Origin of the sequence: Alteromonas pelagimontana (assembly GCF_002499975.2) — a bacterium.
In the GTDB taxonomy this organism is placed as follows: Bacteria; Pseudomonadota; Gammaproteobacteria; order Enterobacterales; family Alteromonadaceae; genus Alteromonas; species Alteromonas pelagimontana.
In genome coordinates this window covers 91,467-111,434 of the sequence record NZ_CP052766.1, presented here as the reverse complement: position 1 = coordinate 111,434, position 19,968 = coordinate 91,467, and the positions used below count along the sequence as shown (strand labels likewise).

Annotated in this window: 19 protein-coding genes; 5 read left to right on the top strand and 14 right to left on the bottom strand. The window is 46.8% G+C overall.

Going from position 1 to position 19,968, the window contains the following annotated elements; all coding sequences use genetic code 11:
* Positions 1-55: 55 nt before the first annotated feature.
* From CA267_RS00540 to purM, 10 genes are all read right to left on the bottom strand, one after another.
* Positions 56-1,816, bottom strand: coding sequence for a sugar phosphorylase (locus CA267_RS00540; protein WP_075609278.1), 1,761 nt, complete (start codon positions 1,814-1,816; stop codon positions 56-58).
* Positions 1,817-1,819: 3 nt separating this feature from the next.
* Positions 1,820-3,043, bottom strand: coding sequence for a glycosyltransferase family protein (locus tag CA267_RS00535; RefSeq protein WP_075609279.1), 1,224 nt, complete (start codon positions 3,041-3,043; stop codon positions 1,820-1,822).
* An 8-nt stretch (positions 3,044-3,051) separates the two neighbouring features.
* Complete coding sequence (locus CA267_RS00530; protein ID WP_075609280.1) at positions 3,052-3,876, bottom strand: HAD-IIB family hydrolase; 825 nt, start codon at positions 3,874-3,876, stop codon at positions 3,052-3,054.
* Entirely contained in the window at positions 3,876-4,748 is an 873-nt protein-coding gene (locus tag CA267_RS00525) for a kinase (RefSeq protein WP_075609281.1), read from the bottom strand. The genes CA267_RS00530 and CA267_RS00525 overlap by 1 nt, the downstream gene beginning before the upstream one ends.
* 96 nt (positions 4,749-4,844) lie before the next feature.
* On the bottom strand, positions 4,845-5,828 hold the full coding sequence (cmoB, locus tag CA267_RS00520) for a tRNA 5-methoxyuridine(34)/uridine 5-oxyacetic acid(34) synthase CmoB (protein ID WP_075609282.1): 984 nt from the start codon (positions 5,826-5,828) through the stop codon (positions 4,845-4,847).
* The gene (gene cmoA / locus CA267_RS00515; RefSeq protein ID WP_075609283.1) at positions 5,821-6,573 is read right to left on the bottom strand and encodes a carboxy-S-adenosyl-L-methionine synthase CmoA; all 753 of its coding nucleotides are present in this window, start codon (positions 6,571-6,573) and stop codon (positions 5,821-5,823) included. Before cmoA ends, cmoB begins: the two co-directional genes overlap by 8 nt.
* A 581-nt stretch (positions 6,574-7,154) precedes the next feature.
* The gene (gene fadE, locus CA267_RS00510) at positions 7,155-9,590 is read right to left on the bottom strand and encodes an acyl-CoA dehydrogenase FadE (RefSeq protein ID WP_075609284.1); all 2,436 of its coding nucleotides are present in this window, start codon (positions 9,588-9,590) and stop codon (positions 7,155-7,157) included.
* 249 nt (positions 9,591-9,839) lie between these two features.
* A complete protein-coding gene (locus CA267_RS00505; protein WP_075609285.1) occupies positions 9,840-10,562 on the bottom strand; it encodes a DUF3108 domain-containing protein in 723 nt (240 codons plus the stop codon).
* Positions 10,549-11,196: a phosphoribosylglycinamide formyltransferase gene (gene purN / locus CA267_RS00500; protein WP_075609286.1), complete on the bottom strand. Its 648-nt coding sequence runs from the start codon at positions 11,194-11,196 to the stop codon at positions 10,549-10,551. The genes CA267_RS00505 and purN overlap by 14 nt, the downstream gene beginning before the upstream one ends.
* Before the next feature lie 3 nt (positions 11,197-11,199).
* Entirely contained in the window at positions 11,200-12,237 is a 1,038-nt protein-coding gene (purM, locus tag CA267_RS00495) for a phosphoribosylformylglycinamidine cyclo-ligase (RefSeq protein ID WP_075609287.1), read from the bottom strand.
* Positions 12,238-12,401: 164 nt separating this feature from the next.
* On the opposite strand from purM, the gene CA267_RS00490 reads away from it, so the two are divergent.
* Both CA267_RS00490 and hda read left to right on the top strand, forming a co-directional pair.
* Complete coding sequence (locus CA267_RS00490; RefSeq protein ID WP_075609288.1) at positions 12,402-13,730, top strand: DUF2066 domain-containing protein; 1,329 nt, start codon at positions 12,402-12,404, stop codon at positions 13,728-13,730.
* Between the two features lie 2 nt (positions 13,731-13,732).
* On the top strand, positions 13,733-14,470 hold the full coding sequence (gene hda / locus CA267_RS00485; RefSeq protein ID WP_075609289.1) for a DnaA regulatory inactivator Hda: 738 nt from the start codon (positions 13,733-13,735) through the stop codon (positions 14,468-14,470).
* Positions 14,471-14,483: 13 nt separating this feature from the next.
* Here hda and CA267_RS00480 read toward each other — a convergent pair whose 3' ends face one another.
* The 3 genes from CA267_RS00480 to arsC are packed head-to-tail and all read right to left on the bottom strand — an operon-like array spanning position 14,484 to position 15,878.
* Positions 14,484-14,924 carry a DUF2069 domain-containing protein gene (locus tag CA267_RS00480; protein ID WP_408609401.1) on the bottom strand — a complete coding sequence of 147 codons (441 nt, stop codon included), beginning with the start codon at positions 14,922-14,924 and terminating at the stop codon, positions 14,484-14,486.
* Positions 14,917-15,525 (bottom strand): NAD(P)H:quinone oxidoreductase, encoded by a 609-nt coding sequence (gene wrbA / locus CA267_RS00475; RefSeq protein WP_075609290.1) that lies wholly within the window; start codon positions 15,523-15,525, stop codon positions 14,917-14,919. The genes CA267_RS00480 and wrbA overlap by 8 nt, the downstream gene beginning before the upstream one ends.
* Positions 15,525-15,878, bottom strand: a complete 354-nt coding sequence (gene arsC, locus CA267_RS00470) for an arsenate reductase (glutaredoxin) (protein ID WP_075609291.1) — start codon at positions 15,876-15,878, stop codon at positions 15,525-15,527. The genes wrbA and arsC overlap by 1 nt, the downstream gene beginning before the upstream one ends.
* Before the next feature lie 65 nt (positions 15,879-15,943).
* Here arsC and CA267_RS00465 point away from each other — a divergent pair, with 65 nt between their 5' ends.
* Complete coding sequence (locus CA267_RS00465; protein WP_083638436.1) at positions 15,944-16,459, top strand: TlpA disulfide reductase family protein; 516 nt, start codon at positions 15,944-15,946, stop codon at positions 16,457-16,459.
* Here CA267_RS00465 and bepA read toward each other — a convergent pair.
* Complete coding sequence (gene bepA / locus CA267_RS00460; protein ID WP_075609292.1) at positions 16,445-17,908, bottom strand: beta-barrel assembly-enhancing protease; 1,464 nt, start codon at positions 17,906-17,908, stop codon at positions 16,445-16,447. The two genes, CA267_RS00465 and bepA, sit on opposite strands and share 15 nt — an antisense overlap.
* A 258-nt stretch (positions 17,909-18,166) precedes the next feature.
* Between bepA and CA267_RS00455 the strand changes: the two genes are divergently transcribed.
* On the top strand, positions 18,167-19,249 hold the full coding sequence (locus CA267_RS00455) for an AI-2E family transporter (protein WP_075609293.1): 1,083 nt from the start codon (positions 18,167-18,169) through the stop codon (positions 19,247-19,249).
* Between the two features lie 260 nt (positions 19,250-19,509).
* Positions 19,510-19,968: a (2Fe-2S)-binding protein gene (locus CA267_RS00450; protein ID WP_075609294.1), complete on the top strand. Its 459-nt coding sequence runs from the start codon at positions 19,510-19,512 to the stop codon at positions 19,966-19,968.

The following is a 19,968-nucleotide window of genomic DNA, read 5'->3' as shown; positions in this document are numbered from 1 at the left end:
CAGATAGCGGGATGCTATCTGTGTCGGTTACAGACGAGTGAATAAGAGGGACTTTTTATTCGATATCCTGATTACTGATCCACAACGTTTGATAAGGTTTTAACTGTATAAAGCCGCCCACATCAGTAATTTCTTCACGAGTGATTAGATTTATCCACACATCCGTACCAATCAGATTAATATCTGAAAGCAAGACGGCCTGTTCTTCATCGCTGATGTTATTGATGCAAAAAATGCTTTGTTTGCGATCAAGGCTTTGGCGCCAATAGCCAAACAGTTTGTTGCCCAACTGCAAAGTAAACTGTGTGGCGTTAGGATGAAACGCAGGTTGCGCTTTTCGGATGCGAATTAGTTGAGACATGCGAGTCAACACTTTGTGATGTTGCGAGTGAGGGGAATCCAGTAATGTTTCCAGCTCACCATAATCCCAACGCCTGCGATTTATAGAGCGATTTTGGCCGGTATTCGCCACTTTCTCATAATCGTTCGACGTTCCCAGCAGACTATGGATATAAATTCCCGGCATGCCTTCCATCCCTAACATTATGGCGTGGGCGCAAATAAATCTGTCGACCTGCCATTTGTCAGGGCCGTTTGCTGTGCCTTGTAGCGCATCAAATAACGTAATATTGATTTCGTATGGCTTTTGTTGCCCATGTGCAGAAGCGCGCCAGGAAATCTTGCCGCCAAAACTTTGCATGGTATGAACAAGGGTGGAGATTTCCTCATCGCTGAGCAACCCTTCTGCCGGACGTAACCCGATGCCGTCATGGGAGGCGATGAAGTTAAAATACGTCGTTCCGTTTTGCGCCGGTGGCATGCTCATCATCCAGCTTTTCAAATACCGACAGTCTCCGGTTACGAGCGTATTCACCAGTAAGGGTGGTAATGAGAAGTTATAAATAGCATGGGCTTCATTGGCATTACCGAAGTAAGTCAGGTTTTCGCGGTTCGGAATGTTGGTTTCAGTAATAAGAATAATACTTGGATCAACATGTTCAACTAAGGTGCGGATTAAGCGAATCACCTCATGGGTCTGCGGAAGATTAATGCAACTGGTGCCTACCACTTTCCACAGAAACGCTACAGCATCCAACCGAAATATCTTGGTGCCCTTATCAATATAAAGCCGAATTATGTCGACAAAGGCGACTAATACGTCAGGATTGGAGAAGTCGAAATCGACCTGATCATGACTAAACGTACACCAAACATACTTTGTACCCTCGGCGGTCTGAGTTTCCCGAAGTAACGGCGACACTCTGGGACGGGTAACTTGTGATAAATCATCGCCAGGATCGGCGGTAAAGAAGAAATCGCTTCCTGGGCCTTCACCTTTGATGAAATTATCAAACCATTTGCTTCTGGCTGAGCAATGGTTTACTACCAAATCCACCATTAAGCCATACTCATTGGCAATCCGGCTTATCTCATCCCAGCTGCCTAGCGCTTCATTTACGCTGGAGTAGTCAATAACCGAAAACCCATCGTCTGAGCTGTAAGGAAAGAACGGTAAAATGTGTACATTATTTATGCTGTTTTTGCAGTAGGTGTGCAAAAATCGCAGCAATGTAAACAGCGGTCTTTCTTGCTCGTTTGTAATGCTATCACCATAGGTGATCATGACGATGTCGCCTTCGTCCCAATAATTGTTATGGGCCGCCGACACGATAATATCTTCGTCTTTTGTAATCCTCATCTTCTGCAGCAGTATCGTGGCCAACTCACCAACGGGAGTCTTAATGACCACGTCAACATATATGGCCTGCAAATGATGACTGACCTTTTCGTGTAAGAGGTTCCAGTTTGTACTCATTCTTTACCCTAATAGTTCTGAGGTATCAGCTTCTACAGCCTCCAGTAATCGATCCAAAATATCTGGCACTGCGCTTGTTACCCGGTTCCAGCTAGGAATAAATGGGGTTTCCATAGGATTTTCGAGAAAGCTTTGGCCCGCTTTCATAATATTACTGGCAAACATTTCTACTGCTTTTTCTTCGCTATGGATATCCAGGTTCAAGCCGTTCATTACCGCATCGTTATGATAGGTTTCTACGAAGTCCAGCGCTATTCGATAATACGTCGCTTTAATCGAACGGAACATTTCGTTACTGAACGCTTGCCCCTGAGTGGCTAGTTTTCGAAACACCGCTTTGGTGATATCAATTGACATTTTTGACAAGCCGCCCTGGTCGTTGTTCAACGACAAATCCTGGTGTTTATGATCGTAAGCATCAGCGATATCAGCCTGACACAGCCTGTTATGATTGTAGTTACGATGCATCTCAGAGAGTACGCCGATTTCCAAGCCCCAATCACTCGGAATACGAATGTCGTTAAGCACATCCCGGCGGAAGGAAAATTCGCCAGCCAGCGGATAACGGAAGCTATCCATAAATTCCAGATATTCGTTATCGCCTAATGTTCTTTTCAGGGCGCGAAGCAGGGGCGTTACCAGCAGGCGCGACACCCGCCCGTTAATTTTACCGTCAGCCACCCGCGCGTAATAGCCTTTGCAAAACTCATAGTTAAACATGGGATTGGCTACAGGGTAGATCAGCCGCGCCAGTAAATCGCGATTATACGTCACAATGTCGCAGTCATGTAATGCTACCGATTCAGCTCGGTTAGAAGCCAGAATGTAGCCCATGCAGTACCAGACATTTCGGCCCTTACCCAATTCTTTCGGCGCCAGGCCTAGTTCCATAAGTTCATCATCAATGGCTTTTAAGCGAGGACCATCATTCCATAGCACCCTATGATGCTGTGGCAGTCGCCCAAAAAACTTGAGCGCGTGTTGATATTGTTCTTTTGAGGCTCTGTCTAGTCCGATAACGATTTCAGACAAGTAAGGGACGTTTGTCAATTCGTCAACGATATGCGGTAGCGCTTCACCTTCGAGTTCTGAAAATAATGAAGGTAAAATTAGCGCCATGGGACGTTTCTGAGAGAAGCGCAGCAGTTCTGCTTCGAGCTCTTCTGTGGGACGGCGCGATAAGTTATGTAATGTCGTGACGACACCATTTTGATAAAAGTCAGCCATGTATCCTCCTAATCTTCTAAAGAAAGCAAACGTGTAAGTATTTCTGTCCAGCCTTCTGGCCCATGCAGGTTACTGGTATAAACCTTTTCTTCTTTTTGTAGTGGTGGAGGAGGGTGACTGGGGGACGCTATACGTACAGCAATATTTGCTGCTTCCAGCATTGCTATATCGTTTTTACCGTCACCTAATGCGATTGAGGTAGCATTCACACTGGTCTGCCGGTGATACTCTTCCATAAACCATTGCAGTGCGTTTCCTTTATTGCAATCTCCAGATATGTGAATAAAGCGGCCGCCTTCCAAGGGAAAAGCGCCGCGCTCTCGAATTGCGCGAATAAACTCTGTTTTGCGCTCTTCAGAGCCCAGCCATAGCACTGGTTCGCCAAATTGCCTCTGCGCAGCACGCCCGGCGGAAGCCTCGTCCAAGCCGGTGGCATCCTGAATGTCAGCAAGAGTCATATTGCTGAAATGGGTAAACTCCCCGGCAAAGTCATTCTTTATTATTTCCAGCATTTTCAACCAATAATGTTTGGAAGAAATAAAGGCTTTGCACCAAAAGCCATCTTGCCAGACCGTTCCTGCTGGCTTTTGTTGAAAAAAGCCGTGCGGAATGTAAGCCGCTGCGCCATTTTCTACGATAAAAGGGCCAGAAAGGCCAATTTTCTTTCGCAAATCAACCAGCTCCGCGTAGGTCTTGCTGGTTGTCGGCAGTACCGGAATATGCCGTCGGGATAGCAATTCAAGAGTAGGGCGTGCGGCTTCAAAACTATAGGTATGGTGGTCCAGCAAAGTACCATCCATATCAGTAAATATTACGGTGTTCGCGTTTTGCATTACTTCGCCTTTATTACGTTTACTATCTGACGGTTCCCATCTAACTCAAATACCTGATCACATTGGGCAGGAAGCGTAGCGAAGCCGTGTTCCGTTAGCCTTTGGTAATGTTGAATAAAACGCGCTATCTGCTCGTCAGTCATAATACCTGCTCCGCGGTTACCAAGTTTTGCTGCCAACTTATGTTCTTGCTCACAACGCCACTGATAGACATGCTCAAATGACGGCCCTTTAAGCATGACCCAATAATTCATTTCATCAAAGAGAGTCTGGTAATCGCCAGCTAATTGAGTATTCACAAACTTCCGCCAGATGCCAACGGGATCTTCTTCCTGTTCGAGTCTGTTTATCGGAAATTTAAGTTCAGATTCGGCTTGCGGGGGAACGCCCCAGCACCATCCTTCCATTAAAACGATATCGGGCGGCGTATTGATCACTGGCCATTCATTAACAGGAAAGGGATTATCCACCGCTTTATTAAAGCGAGGGAGCGGTGCGTTACCTTCATGCCTTAATTTCGCGAAGGTTGCCAGCGCCAGTTCGGTATTGTGAGTTCCGGGAACACCGCGAGTAGCTAAAAGAGGATGCACGTCTTTCGCCAGCGACGCGCGGTCTGATTGCGGTAAGTAGAAGTCGTCCAACGACACGCTTACCGCGTTTAGGTTATAGGTAGCGTTCAGATAACTAACCAGAAACTCACACAGCGTGGACTTTCCTGATCCCTGACATCCATTTACACCCACAAAAAATGGCTTAGCTGCACCATCTGCGTGCGTTTTAATCTCATCAGCAAGGGGAATGAACCATTGTTGTGCGATGGATGCGTAAGAAGTTGGCAATTGATGCTGGGCTAAAAAATCAGCTATATCCATGAGCTACCTATGTCGGTGCAATATCCTGCATTCGTTTTGTCGAATCAGGTTACAACATCTGTGCCAACTTCTTTTATATCTGGAAGATAACGCCCGCTATTTGCGTGTGGCCACGATTACGGCACGTTGTGGTGCAGGATATCCTTCTATGGTGCGTGAAAGATCTTCAGGATCCAGAAAATCTTTCAGTGACTGGGAGGTCATCCACGGCGTCTGGCGTTGCTCATCCAGCCTGGTGACATTCACATCCACCATTTTAATATTGATAAATCCCAGCCGCTCAAGCCAGATTATTAACGCTGCTACGCTAGGAAGAAACCATACATTTCGCATCTGCGCGTAGCGTTCACCGGGCATAAATACCGTGTTTTCGTCTCCCTCTACCACCAGGGTTTCTAATACCAACTCGCCACCGGGGCGCAACTGATGCTTCAGTTGGGTTAAGAACTGCAACGGGTCTTTACGATGATAGAGCACTCCCATGGAAAAAACGGTGTCGAATGCGTCAAGTGCCTGCATCTGTTCAATTCCCAGGGGGAGAAAGTGAATCCTGCTGTCTTGAGCAAACCGTTTAATAATTTGAAACTGCATAAAGAATAAAACGGTAGGATCGATACCAATTACGCGGCTGGCATTCTGCCCCAACATGCGCCACATGTGGTAGCCGCTGCCGCAGCCAACATCTAATACGGTACGGCTTTCCAATGGTGAAATATGTGGAACGACACGATCCCACTTCCAGTCAGAACGCCATTCAGTGTCAATATGAATGTCATGTAAGAAATATGGTCCTTTCCGCCACGGCATAAACTGTTTAAGCAATCCCTGTAACTGCTTTGACGTGTAATCATCAATATCTTCTGCACAGCCGATGCGTACCTCACTTGCGAATTCGATTTTCGAAGGTGTAGTGTGAGGCATCTTTTCGATTAGCCGCGTCCATTTATCGAATTCGCCGTGCCGATCATGTTTTAACCAGTGGCTGATTTGCCCAGGCAAGGTTTCCAGCCAGTGAGACAATGGTGTGCCTAAGAGTGATTGATAGCATTCTTCAAACCAGGTTACAGCAGTATTATTCATCACGATCCCCGCGCTTTGCTTTCACTGCCAGCATCGAAGTGAAGTTGTAGCACTTAAACCACATTACCACATCACTGAAACCCGCTGTTTTGAGACGCGCTTCATGTTCGCTGAAAGTATCAGTAAGCATGACGTTTTCAAGAGCCGCGCGCTTCTGACTGACTTCAAGCTCACTATAACCATTATTGCGTTTAAACTGGTGATGAAGGTCAACCAGCATTTCGTTGCCCGTAACGGATGGGTGACGGATTTTCTCCGATAACACCAATATGCCGCCAGGCAGCAGCCCATCGTAAATGCGTTTAAGTAGTGCAGGGCGGACATCAGGCGGTATAAATTGTAAGGTGAAATTCATCACCACCATAGATGCATTAGTGATGTCGGTGTCTAGTGCGGATTCACATCTTACGCTGACAGGGTTTGGCAAACTAAAACTTTGTATAATGCGTTCGCAACGCGAAACCATAGCCTGTGAGTTGTCAATAGCAATAATATTACAGGGAATTTGTGCAGTGCCGCGGGCAATGGCAAGACTGGCGGCGCCTAAAGAGCAGCCAAGATCATAAACATTTGTAGAGGGAACAACGAAGCGGCTTGCCACTTCGCCAATGGTGTCTACTATTGTTTGGTAACCCGGAACTGAACGCTGAATCATGTCGGGAAAAACATCGGCCACCGCTTCGTCAAACTTAAAATCTTCTACTGACGTTAGCGGAGTAGCAAAAATATTATCGGATTTTTGCACGTAATTTGTCTCTGCTTAGGCTGTAATTGGGCGCAATTCTACCGCGTTGACCGCAATTTCCAAACCCAAGAGAATACTTTAGAGCAATTAATTGCCATAGATACATTACGACGTAAAGCAGTATGCTGCACACCGAATTCTCCTACGCCCTTTTAAGCCCCGCAAAAGATGCAGCGTGTTAGTCTGTGCTCAGGAGAAGGGAATTGTTGTTCAAGTGCGCAATAGCGCGGTTGCGCTACGCCACCTTCGCTATGGAAAGCTATTGTTTTGTCTGTGGAAGCACCTTTTCTTTTGTTGTAGGAACTGTCATCTCGATATTTTTTGTTTATTTTTCATACATGCAGGGTCTGAAAACTTCTAATGCAATTATTGTTTAGCCGTTTTCGTTTACCTGCAGATATGGGGATACAAAATCGCGGCTAAAATGTCACAAATATACCGTTTTACTCTTGCAGGCTCTCTTAAGTCTTTGAAAGGCAGCAACGGGGAAGGGAACTTCCTGACAGCCCAATGAGAAGGAAAATTGAGCCGTCCGGAGATAGTAGCTGATTTATTATGCGGTTCGTTTTACCAAAAAACGTTTATTGTTTTTTAACGGTTTGATTGGCAATAAGTTCGTCATGTGCAAAATCATCCACATTGATAGTACGTAAACGTCCTGCTTCCGTTTTGTGTAGCAGCGCCGCTTCTTGGTCATCAATGATGCCTTCGTTTAATGCCTCCTCTGCGAGCTTATCCAGGTTGGTAAACGGAAGTTTCGCTTGTCTGTGTTTACATATACGTTCAAATATGGGTTCGCATGCTAAGACATCTTCAAGGGTTTGCTCCAAATCACCATAAAGATTCCCTTCCTCGCGAGTAATGTACTGTCCATCGCCCAGCCGGGACCTTGCAGAGGAAGGTTTTTGCAGAATTTGCGCGATAACGTGTTCAAGGCGATCAGATGGTTTTTCACAGCGTCGACCAAACGGTATTACTATTGCTTTAAGCGCAAGAGCCACGGTTCTGTTAGGAAAGTTAGCAAGAAAACTCTCAATCGCAATTTCTATATTATACAAGGTATCTTGCACTGCCCAATGCATCAGTGGGGCGTCTTCGTGAAGACGTCCATCTTCATCGAACCGTTTAAGTGTGGCGCTCGCAAGGTAAATACCGCTTAATATATCACCAAGCCTGGCTGACAATCGTTCGCGTCTTTTTAAATCGCCGCCTAGCACGCCCATCGATACATCAGCGAGCAGCGCAAGATTGGAACTGTAACCTTGCAGTAACTTATAATAGCGAGCGGTGTCATCAGCAAAAGGCGAAGTGTGGAAAATGCCGCCGGTAAAAGAAAACCACAAGCTTCTTACTGTGTTAGCAATGGCGAAACCAATATGACCAAATACAGCTTTATCAAAGGCGGCAAGTTGTTCGCGCCGATCTTCCATTGCAGCAGCTTGAATTTCCTTTAGCACATAAGGGTGGCAACGCATCGCTCCCTGACCAAATATCATCATATTACGTGTCAGGATGTTGGCACCTTCAACGGTAATTGATATGGGGGCGCCCTGGTAACCACGACCCAGGTAATTATTTGGCCCTAACATGATGCCTTTTCCGCCATGGATATCCATGGAATCATTAATAACCTGACGCATCTTCTCCGTTAAATGATACTTACTGATAGCCGAAACAACTGACGGTTTCTCACCTAAATCCACACCTACGGTTGAAAAGCGAGTGACTGCGTCCATCAGGTAAGCATTGCCGCCAATTCTTCCCAGCATTTCTTCTACACCTTCCATCATTCCTACAGGAATACGGAATTGGCGGCGAATGCGTGAATACGCGCCTGTAGCCAATGCGACAGTTTTAGCGCCGCCCGCTGCAGTGGAAGGCAGGGTAATACAACGACCGACTGATAAACATTCCATCAGCATCCGCCAGCCTTTACCAGCCATTGGCGCACCGCCAATAATGTAGTCTAAGGGAACAAAAATATCTTTGCCGCGGATAGGTCCGTTTTGAAAGGGAGTGTTCAGTGGCAAGTGGCGCCGTCCAATTTCAAGCCCTGCGGTGTCCCGAGGTATCAACGCACAGGTAATTCCCAGTTCTTGCTTACTACCCAATAAACCATCCGGGTCGCGCAGCTTAAATGCAAGACCGATAACGGTCGCAATTGGCGCAAGAGTGATATAGCGTTTATTAAAGGTCAGCCGCATTCCAACAACTTCCTGGCCTTCCCATGTCCCTTTACACACGATACCTACATCGGGAATGGCGCCAGCATCGGATCCTGCCTCTGGGCCGGTTAAAGCAAAACACGGGATCTCGTCACCATTGGCTAACCGCGGCAGATAGTGATCTTGCTGCTCTTTTGTTCCATAGTGTTGAAGTAATTCCCCCGGTCCAAGCGAATTAGGGACACCTACGGTACTGGATAATACTGCACTACGGCCTGCCAACTTTTGCAATATGCGCGATTGCGCAAAGGCTGAAAATTGTAACCCCCCGTATTTCTTTTTAATAATCATGGCAAAGAATTTGTGTTCTTTGAGAAAATCCCAGATATCAGGCGGCAAGTCTGCATCGGTGTGGTTGATTTGCCATTCATCAACCATATGGCAAACCCGATCTACCGGGCCTTCTAAAAATGCTTTTTCTTCTGGAGTTAATCTCCCCTTTGGAATCGCGTGCAGCTTTTCCCAATCAGGTTTGCCGCTAAAGATATCGCCGTCCCACCAGACAGTGCCGGCGTCAATGGCCTCTTGTTCTGTGGTAGACATCTCAGGCATGACTTTACGATAAAACGACAGGATCCGGCTTGAAATGTACTGCTTCCGAATGTCAGTAATGCTTAACGGAACAGCAATAACGACGAACAACAACCAACCCAACCAATCGATGTCGCCGAACAACGTACCCAACACCATAACGGCCGCCACAAGAGCAACCGTATTGATTAAACTCATACGTTTATAACTGGCAACAGCCAGGGCGACGACTATTATTAAAAACCAGACTAACTCTGCCATTCTTCAACTCCTGAATATAAATCTCGGCCATTTCCTTTCATTTCCTACGTTACGCAAACCACCTGCAATGTCGTAGAAATTTTCGAGGTCAGACCAGAATGAGTTAAAACTATAGTTTCATTTCAAAAAGATCAAGAAAATAACGTTGAAGGATAGTAAACGGTTTAAGAAAAACGCTGCCGAATGCAGCGCAGCTTCAGCAATCGGGAGACACTAGGTTAAATGAGAAATTAATTTATGCCGATGGACTTACAAATGCCGATAACTTTGCAGGCGGATCTCTCCTTGTTCATCACCATCTTTAAACTGTTGCAGACGAACCAGGTTGTAATCCAGCGATGGCGCGAACCAGGCAAAAGTCACACGGGATTGGGACTGGCGAATCAGTTTTACTTTAATAGTCTTTAGCTCACCGTAAGGCAGAGAGAGGGTTTCACGCCCAAGAATTTCTATGCCGTAGGTTTTTAACTGGCCGCGATAGTTAATGAAGTGATATTCGACGTTTTCTTCGCCTGCGGCGAGCTGCCGGGGAAGATCAATTCGGTAAAGCTGGTTATCCGTTTCAGCGTGCCAGGGTAGCTTCTTCTGTTTGTCTATTACAATTTTAGGCGAGGGGGCAGGTTGAAAATCAATCTGAAGGTGTTTGTCTGATCCGGTTCCGGTGCGGCTGTAATAGTACTGATCAGGTATTAGTTCGCCATCGATCACGTTAAAGATAGAGTGTTCAAAACGTTCGTCTGAGAGAAAAAACTTTGAGACATCCGAAGAATAGGTTAAGGAATACTGCGCCTTGGCAAGCTTTTCCAGTTTTAGCTCTGCTTTACCTACATCATCCTGCCATTTATACGCTGTATAGGTGGCATGAAAAGGAACCAGTGGGAGACGATCTGCTTTTTCGTCAGCATGTGCTGACATGGAAGATATTGCCAGAGCAATACATGCTCCGGCAAAGCGTGATCTAATCGTTTGCATATCCTGAAACCGGAAGCAATTCATTATCCAGTACCGCCTTATTACCCTGCATGGTCAGACGACCTTTTGCAAACCATTGTAGCACTAAAGGATAGATACCGCGTTCCTGTTCTTGCACTCTACTGGCAAGTTCTTCTGCAGTATCGCCAGGAAAAATCGGTACCCGACACTGGACAATGACAGGTCCGCCATCAAGTTCGGGTGTCACAAAGTGAACGCTCACGCCGTGTTCTTCATCCCCGTTGTCAATGGCGCGCTGATGAGTATGTAGCCCTTTATATTTTGGTAACAGGGAGGGATGAATATTCAGCAGCCTTCCAGCAAAATGATGCACAAATTTCTCTGTAAGAATGCGCATAAATCCGGCGAGCACTACGCAGTCCGGCGCATACTGTTCAATATGCTGTTGTAGCTGCTCATCGTATATTTGTCGGTCGGCAATGTTTTTATGATCAAGACAAACTGCAGGAATACCAGCATTCCTGGCGCGCTCGAGCCCGTAGGCATTCGGCCGGTTTGCAATGACGCACACCACCTCAGCCTCTAACCGGCCCAGAGCAATCGCATCAATAATGGCCTGCAGATTTGAGCCATTTCCCGAAATCAATACACAAAGTTTAGTTACAGCAGTCATCGATCAGTTTATCTCAACCTGACTATCGCCGTCTTTAGCTTCAATATGGCCGATTAGCCAGGCATTCTCGCCGTGAGACTGCAGCATTTCTATTGATGCTTCAACGTCACTTTCATCCACTACTATTACCAGACCTACGCCGCAGTTAAACGTGCGATACATTTCATGACGGGTTACGTTGCCTTGAGTTTGTAACCAGTTAAAAATGGCAGGCCATGCCCAACTGCTCTCATCAATTACTACTTTCGCATCGGCGGGAAGAACACGGGGGATGTTTTCCCAGAAGCCGCCGCCGGTAATATGAGAAATGGCGCTTACATTGACTTTATCCAGAAGCGCCAGAACCGATTTCACATAGATACGTGTGGGCGCAAGTAAATGAGATTTCAAAGATTTACCTTCAAGATCACTTTCCAGATCTGCACCGCTCACTTCAATAATTTTCCGCACCAGTGAATAACCGTTAGAGTGGGGACCGGATGAGCCTAGCGCAATCAGCTTTTGCCCAGGCTTAACCTGGCTGCCATCAATGACGTTATCCGCCTCTACCACGCCGACGCAGAACCCGGCGATATCATAATCTCCACCGTGATACATGCCAGGCATTTCGGCTGTTTCGCCGCCAATTAATGCACAGCCGGCTAACTCACAGCCTTCTCCAATTCCCGCAACCACAGTCGCAGCAGTGTCTACATCAAGTTTGCCGGTAGCGTAGTAATCAAGGAAAAACAGGGGTTCAGCACCCTGTACTATTAAATCGTTTACACACATGGCAACCAGATCGATACCAACGCCATGATGCTCGTTGGCATCCATGGCAACACGAAGTTTTGTTCCCACACCGTCGGTGCCGGATACCAGCAGCGGACGCTTGTATTTCGCTGGAATTTCACACAGCGCTCCAAACCCGCCCAGACCGCCTTTTACTTCCGGGCGATGGGTACGCTTGGTTACTGATTTAATGCGTTCAACAAGCTGATTACCGGCGTCAATGTCTACACCAGCATCTTTATAACTTAACGAAGTTTTATTCTCGCTCACGGTGGGGCCCTGATGCTAAGGATGGAAAAACGCGGATTCTACCAGCAAGTGGACGCAAGTCCAATCGACAATCTATGCCCTACGCATCAAGGTGGATTAGTATTACAACCGCAGGCAAAGTTTTCGTGAAATTAAAGATGAAAAAATTTTATAAATGACAGACAATGGCTGCTCTTTTTTATCGTCTGTATTTTATCGTGATCACGGAGCGACAACGTAACTTGATGAGCTATGTTAAGCAGCCTGCGCTACACCTTCTGACCTTTTCTCTCTTTTTCCTTTTTCTCGAGAGTGCTTTGTGCCAGCCGGCTTTTGCCAGTAGCGTTATAGAGGCCAACGTTGCACGGGTGAAAGTTGAGAATCAATCACAAGCGACGCAAAATAAAGCGGTAAAATCAGCATTAGGCGCTGTTTTTGTCAAAACTTCAGGTAGCAACGAGGTACTGAATAATTCGGCAGTTAAATCTGCCTTACGTTCCGCTACCCAATATTTGCGTTCCTACCGCTTCGAAGACAACGGAAGTTCCCTTATTTATATAGCCGAGTTTGATCGCCAGGCCGTGGTGTCTTTACTTCGGGAACAGCAACTTCCCGTTTGGGGAAACCGTCGACCTGACACAATATTTTGGCTAGCTATTGAAGATGAGCACGGCAACCGTCAAATCATCGATGAAGCAAATTCCAACGGCGTAAGACGAGCGGTTCAAGACACTGCTAAGCGTCGTGGTATCCCGTTAAATTTCCCCTTAATGGATCTGGACGACAACAACGCTATTTCTATTTATGATATATGGGGCAGGTTTGCCAGCACGTTAACGCAAGCGTCTAAGCGTTATGGTGTTGATTATGTTATTGGGGCGCGTGTGTATACAGCTACCGCCGATAAGGTAGCGGATTCTCTGAGCGAAGAAAGCAGAGAAGCCCGTACCGCAAGAGCGTTGGAAAATGCCGATCAGTTTTTACAGGACTTCACGCAGAAATCGGTACCGGCGGCTGCGGATTCTTCTGCCGAAAACGCCCCGGAAATTAATCAACAAGAATTACACTCTATTGCCACTCAGTCTGGTGAAGGCGAGTTTGCGCTGGACTGGGTAGTCATTACGGGTGAAAGAGTACAGTTTGGCACTATCTACGGCGACGATCCGCAAGTGCTGTCAACGCAATTCATTGACGTTTATGCCGATTTTCTGGCGACGCAATTTGCCATTACACCGGGTACCGAAAAGGGTGCCACTACCAGGCTGACTATTTCTGTGGCTAACCTTAACAGTCTCGCAAAATATGTGCATGCTCAGCGTTACTTAAATAATTTAAGCGTAGTCGGTAATGCCATCTTATCTGAACAGAAAAATTCTGTTGCTAGCTTCGAAGTCTCGCTGCTGGGCTCTGTTGACGATTTTCGAAATTCGTTATCGTTAGATTCCCGGTTACAACCTGTCAGGGATGCCTTCGGCCAACCTGTTGAAGGATTGAATTTTTACTGGAACGAATAGCGATGCAACTACCGTTGCCCGTCACTTTACCCACTGATGAAACCTTCACCAGCTTTGCGAAAGGGACGAATGAAGAACTGGTCGGGTTGCTGCAAGCCATAGCGGATGCCAGCCCTGCATGGCAGGAAGCGCAAGCCCTGCGTTCGCTGGTGGTTTCGCGGTTGCCCCTGGTAACGATGGTCGGTAGCGAAGGGCGAGGCAAAAGCCATTTACTCTACGCGCTGTGTCATCAATTGGCCGCTAAGCAGGCGCAACATATCTATCTTAACCTTGAAGAAAGTAAGCAGTGGACGCGCCACGCCTTTGATGGGCTGGAAAACCTGCCATTAGTTTGTCTGGACAATATTCATTGCTTGGCGGGTAGCCATGAGTGGGAGGAGGCACTGTTTGATTTGATTAATCGAATAGTGGAAACTCGACGCGCCATTTTAGTGTGTACATCTGAATTTGGCCCTAGTCATCCGGCCTTTGTTTTGCCCGATCTTCGCTCACGCTTAGCTTGGGGAACAACGTATCAGGTCCAGGGGCTTAACGATGAAGAGCGCAAAAGTGTCGTTCGCAATCGTGCCGAGCAACGGGGTCTGAAGTTGTCTGAGCAGGCGCTTCAGTTTTTGTTACATCATTGTGAGCGAGATCTTCCAAGTTTAATGGCGTTGTTAGAGCGCTTAGATAAGCGCTCTTTGCAAGAACAGAAAAAACTATCGGTGGCGCTAGTGAAACGAGAGCTGGAACTAGATTAATATAACCCGCGCCTTAGTTTTTACCTTCAAAATATTCACGCTCTCTCTTCATCTCGTCTTTTAGCTTCGTTAGACCCAACCCCAGTTCCTTGCCTCTTCTTCTGGCAAATACGCAACAACCCGTGAACATCAGCATTACCAGTATGAGTTCGATAGCTGCATAAAGCCTTTCAGCTTCTATAGCGTACATAACCGTACAACCATGAATGAGATAAAACAAAACCACAAAATTTGCCCAGGCGTGGGTGTAAGGTTTTCCTTGTATCATTCCTTTGGCTGGCAAGAGTAAGGGCAGTAGATAAATAATTGCAATAAATGTTAGCGAGTAGGAGTGATCGGTATTTAACAAAAGTTGCCATACCGCCACCCAGGCGAGTAATCCGATATAGCTTCCCAGCGCGAGGTAACGGTAAAAACGTGTGGTAGGGGACATGCTGTCGCTCCGGTTATGCATGGTGATGTAACTTCCTTGCCAGTGAGCCCAGCCTGAATCCCTGGGCCATGGCCAACGCCTCTTCGTGGGAGGTAAGTACAGGACTTTCTGTTGATGTCGCGTGGGGAGTAGCCACATGAGATACACCGTAAGGTGTACCACCAGACTGGGTCTCGTGGAGGGCAGGTTCCGAGTATGGTAAACCGCAGATTATCATGCCGTGATGAATCAAAGGTAACATCATACTTAATAATGTCGATTCCTGACCACCGTGCATACTGCTCGTTGAAGTGAACACACATCCGGGTTTATCTATTAAAGCACCTTTCAACCATTGCGTGCTGGTGGTGTCCAGAAAATGCTTAAGAGGAGCTGCCATATTGCCAAAGCGGGTAGGGCTGCCTAACGCCAAGCCACTGCACAGTTCCAGATCCCGAGCGGTTACATAAGGCGCGCCACTTTGGGGAACAGTATCAGGGGCGTGATCAAAACAGGTGTAAATAGGAGGAACGGTGCGTAACATGGCAGGCGTGCCAGAACTTTCCACACCCTTTGCAATGGTTTCAGCAAGCTTTTTTGTCGAGCCGTGGCGGCTGTAGTACAGCACAAGAACAGGAGCCACTAAAGAATATCCAGAACGGCTTCTGGCGGACGACCAATTTTGGCTGCATTGCGATTTATTACAATCGGGCGCTCCAGTAATTTAGGATAATTGGCGATGGCTTGAAAGTGCTCTTCGTCAGTGACATTTTCACGATGCAGTCCAGCTTCTTTAAATTCCGCTTCTTTGGTTCTCATCATGTCAGTGACTTCGGGTAACGCCAATTTTGTAAAGAGCTGCTTTATTTCTTCTACCGATAGCGGAGACTTTAGGTAATCCACAATTTTGGGGGCTATTCCCTTCTCCTCGAGCAGCGCCAAAGTTTGACGGCTTTTAGAGCAGCGGGGATTGTGCAGAATGGTAATGCTAGACATGGCAATACTCACTGTGTTGTTATGATACAGCATGCAATTTTAACAAGGTTCATCAAGAGTTAAACATGGGATTGCAGAATTCTTCAATAAACATTGCCGGTTTCGCTAAACCTGTCTTTTTTGCGGCGCTGGCTATACTGGCTGTCAGTACCGGAGCGCTGACTTATCAGTTTTCCCGGTACGATATACAAACCTTACATGGCGAACGCTATCGTTGGCAGGCATTAGAAGGAAAATGGGTAATCGTGAACTACTTTGCCCAGTGGTGCGCACCTTGTCTTCGGGAGCTTCCTGAGCTTAATAGTCTGAATCAAAGTTTGCCAGAAGATGTCGTGCTCCTAGGCATCAATTTTGATCCGATGACCGAGACACAAGCCCGAGCAATGGCAGAAAAACACAATATCAGCTTTGACGTGATTATTGCTGACAACCAAACCTCCATGCCTATGACTACGCCCCAATATTTACCTGCCACCTATATTATTAATCCGAAAGGACAGGTAGCGATTAAATTGGCAGGTGAACAAACCGAAGCCGGTTTGCTGGAAACGCTCAATAAGCTGAAATTACAGACGCTTTAAACGTTCCTCTTCATCCCGCAACTGCTTGATACGCGCACGTATACGTTGTTTCGCTAAATAATTGTCACCACTAAAGTTGTAGGCAAACTGCAACTCGTCCACTGCGCGGCGGTAGGCGCCATTCAGTACATAAATTTCTGCCTTGTTCTCGTGCATGTCCTGATAACGCTTGGATGACTGATACGCTTCGTCGAGTAACTGATATGCCACTTCATAATGTGGATTAATCAACAAAAAATCTTTGAGAATAGAAATGGCTTCCCCGTGCCGTTTTGCTGCAATTAAGGCGTTAGCCTGATTCATTGCTAATACGATGTTTCTTGGTGTTCTGCTTAAATGCGGAGCCAGCCTTTCAATGGCGTCGCTATATTGTTCTTGCGCCAGAGAAATATCAGTAGCGGCATCCAGATAAAAGAGGTTTTCACTGTCTTCATTTAATAGTTTATCAATGATAGGTTTCGCCTTGGCTATGTTCTCAGTTCTTAAGTAGGACAATGCCAAGCCATACTCGGCGGCTTCACGTAGAGCATAATCATTTTTCTCTACTGCGGCCTGAAAATACTTAAGACTATAATCTTTATCCCAGGTGTACCGAGCCATAATTCGTGCTTTGGCTAGATGAAAAGCCAGGCTCTCCTGCACCCGAACCTTCGGAAAATCAGCGGCTCTGGCTCGGGCATCTGCAATCCGGGATTCAGTAAGTGGATGAGATAGGAGCCGTGCTGGCGGACGCGATACCATACGGGATTGTTCGGCCAGGGTAGAAAAGAAGCCAGCTGCCGCATCGGGATCGAAACCTGCGCGAGCCAGCATGGCTATGCCCAGACGATCGGCTTCTTGCTCATTTGAGCGGGTATAATCGATTTGCATCTGGGCAGAGGCCGCCTGACCTCCCGCCATTGCCGCCATACCTGCTTGCGGATTTGCCATCGCCAGCAATACTCCACCAAGCATAGAGGCTATTGCAATGGGCGCAGCTCGCTGCTGCGCTTGCATGCGCCGGGCAAGATGACGCTGGGTAACGTGAGCAATTTCATGAGCCAGGACAGACGCCAGCTCGCTCTCACTTTGAGCATTGTGAATGAGGCCAGAATGCACGCCAATGTGACCTCCAAAAAATGCGAAGGCATTGATGGCATCATTGTTAACCCAGAAAAATTGAAACGGAAACTTGGCGTTGTCGGCATATACCACCAGCCGGTTGCCTAAATCCTGCAAATATTCATCCAGCAGTGGGTCCATGATCAGCGGCGCCTGACCGCGCATCTGGCGCATCACAGCATCACCAATGATCATTTCTTTACCTAAGGGCAACGCATCCGATGCGACCACGCCAATTTCAGGTAATGCGTTCTTATCATTGAATTTATTGGTTTGGGCAACGGCAGCAAGACTCATGCTACACAGCAACAGCCCTACCTTTAATCCTTTTTGCGCTATTAATCTCATTGAACCTTAGTCTATCGAGAACTACTCTTGCGTTAAGCCTTAGAGTAGGCTTAGAAGCGATCAGTTTCATTTTTCTATCGTGATATTTAAGCATTGTGCCGTACCTTGCAAGGGAATACCACTTGCTGCAACGTGCAATTTGATAATCACCTTCATTTGCAGCGACAAGCCGTTGTATTTCTAAAAGTTCTGATTGTTGCGGCCACCCCCTGTATTACTCTATGATGCGGGTCACTGACGAAAGTCCGAGAATATTACATGAGTTTAGTTACGGTGTTCGGGCGCTGGTACCGACGCAAATTTTCTGATCCTGACGCAGCTATGCTGTTGATTTTAATTCTGCTTACTGCCGCCGTGCTAGTTGTATGGGGGGAGATAATCATGCCAGTGCTGGTGGCGGCGGTGATTGCCTATCTGCTGGATTGGCCTGTGAGCAGGCTCATTCGTGTTGGTGTCAGGCGTTCGGTGGCTTGTAGTCTGGTATTAGTCGGCTTTATTACCCTCACCATTATGACGTTGGTCGGGCTGGTGCCTATCATATCCCGGCAAAGCATCAATTTAATCCAGGAAACGCCCCTAATCTGGCAAAAAGCGCAGGATTGGATCCTGACCCTGCCGGACAAATACCCTGATTACGTCCAGGTTTATCAAATCCATCAGATGATGGAAGGGTTGAATGAGAGGCTGGTGGAAGTCGGGCAGCAGCTGATTTCTGCGTCGTTTAGTTCTCTGGGCGATGTAGCAGCGTTGTTGGTGTACCTTATTCTGGTGCCTCTTATGGTCTTTTTTATGCTGAAAGATAAGCTTTTCTTCCTAGCAAGCATTCATAAGGCATTGCCCCAGGAGCGGAGATTGATTACGCAGGTGGGACATGAAATGAACTCTCAGATTGCCAATTACATTCGCGGCAAAGTGATAGAAATCGTGATTGTGGGTATTGTTTCCTGTATTACTTTTATTTTAATGGACTTGCGCTACGCTATTTTGCTGGGCGTGCTGGTGGGCCTTTCTGTGCTAATTCCTTATATCGGTGCTGCGGTCGTTACTATTCCTGTTGCGGTGGTAGCAATGTTCCAGTGGGGGATCAGTCCTGAATTCTGGTATCTCATTATTGCGTATAGCATTATTCAGGCACTGGACGGTAACCTGCTGGTGCCGTTGTTGTTTTCCGAAGCGGTAAGCCTGCATCCTTTATACATTATTGTAGCGGTACTCTTTTTTGGCGGCTTGTGGGGTTTCTGGGGTGTCTTTTTCGCCATTCCCTTAGCCACCCTGGTCAAAGCTTTAATTACGGCATGGTCGGGGAATCCTGATCCTCGTTTCCATCAGCATCCCAACTAATAATAATCCGCGAGAAGAATGCATGATCAGCTCAGGGATTGAGAATTAGTATAAATCTACAGAAAATAAAGGAGTCGCTGGACTCCTTTATTTTTGCTTCTTTCTCTAAAAGGTCGATGTAGCTTATCGTTTAATAGGTTAATTTTTTTGCAAAAATACTCAATCTCTTACAGATTGGTATAAGCTTACTGACAAAATAAAAATGCTGGCAGCAATCGCTGTTGTGACTCGCACCCTAAAATTCCGATAGAGGAGGGGCTATGATCTCATTCAAGCTTAACGGAAAATCTGCGCAATTTGATGGCGATCCTGATACGCCCCTGTTATGGGTTATTAGAGACAACCAAAAACGCACCGGCACAAAATACGGCTGTGGTATTGCCCAATGTGGTGCTTGTACTGTTCATGTGAATGGCATGAGTCAACGTTCCTGCGTAACGTCAATCTCATCTGTACAAGGAAATGAAGTTACTACCATTGAAGGAGTAAATGGTAAAGAAGCCGAAGCAATCCAGAGCGCATGGATGGATATTGATGTGCCGCAGTGCGGCTATTGCCAGTCCGGTCAGGTAATGTCGGCGGTGGCATTGCTAAAACAAATAAAACAACCAACAGACAAAGACATTGATGGCGCAATGGTAGGCAATGTTTGCCGATGCGCCACGTATCAGCGTATCCGCCAGGCCATACATCAGGCAGCCAAAAACGTGGAGGCATAA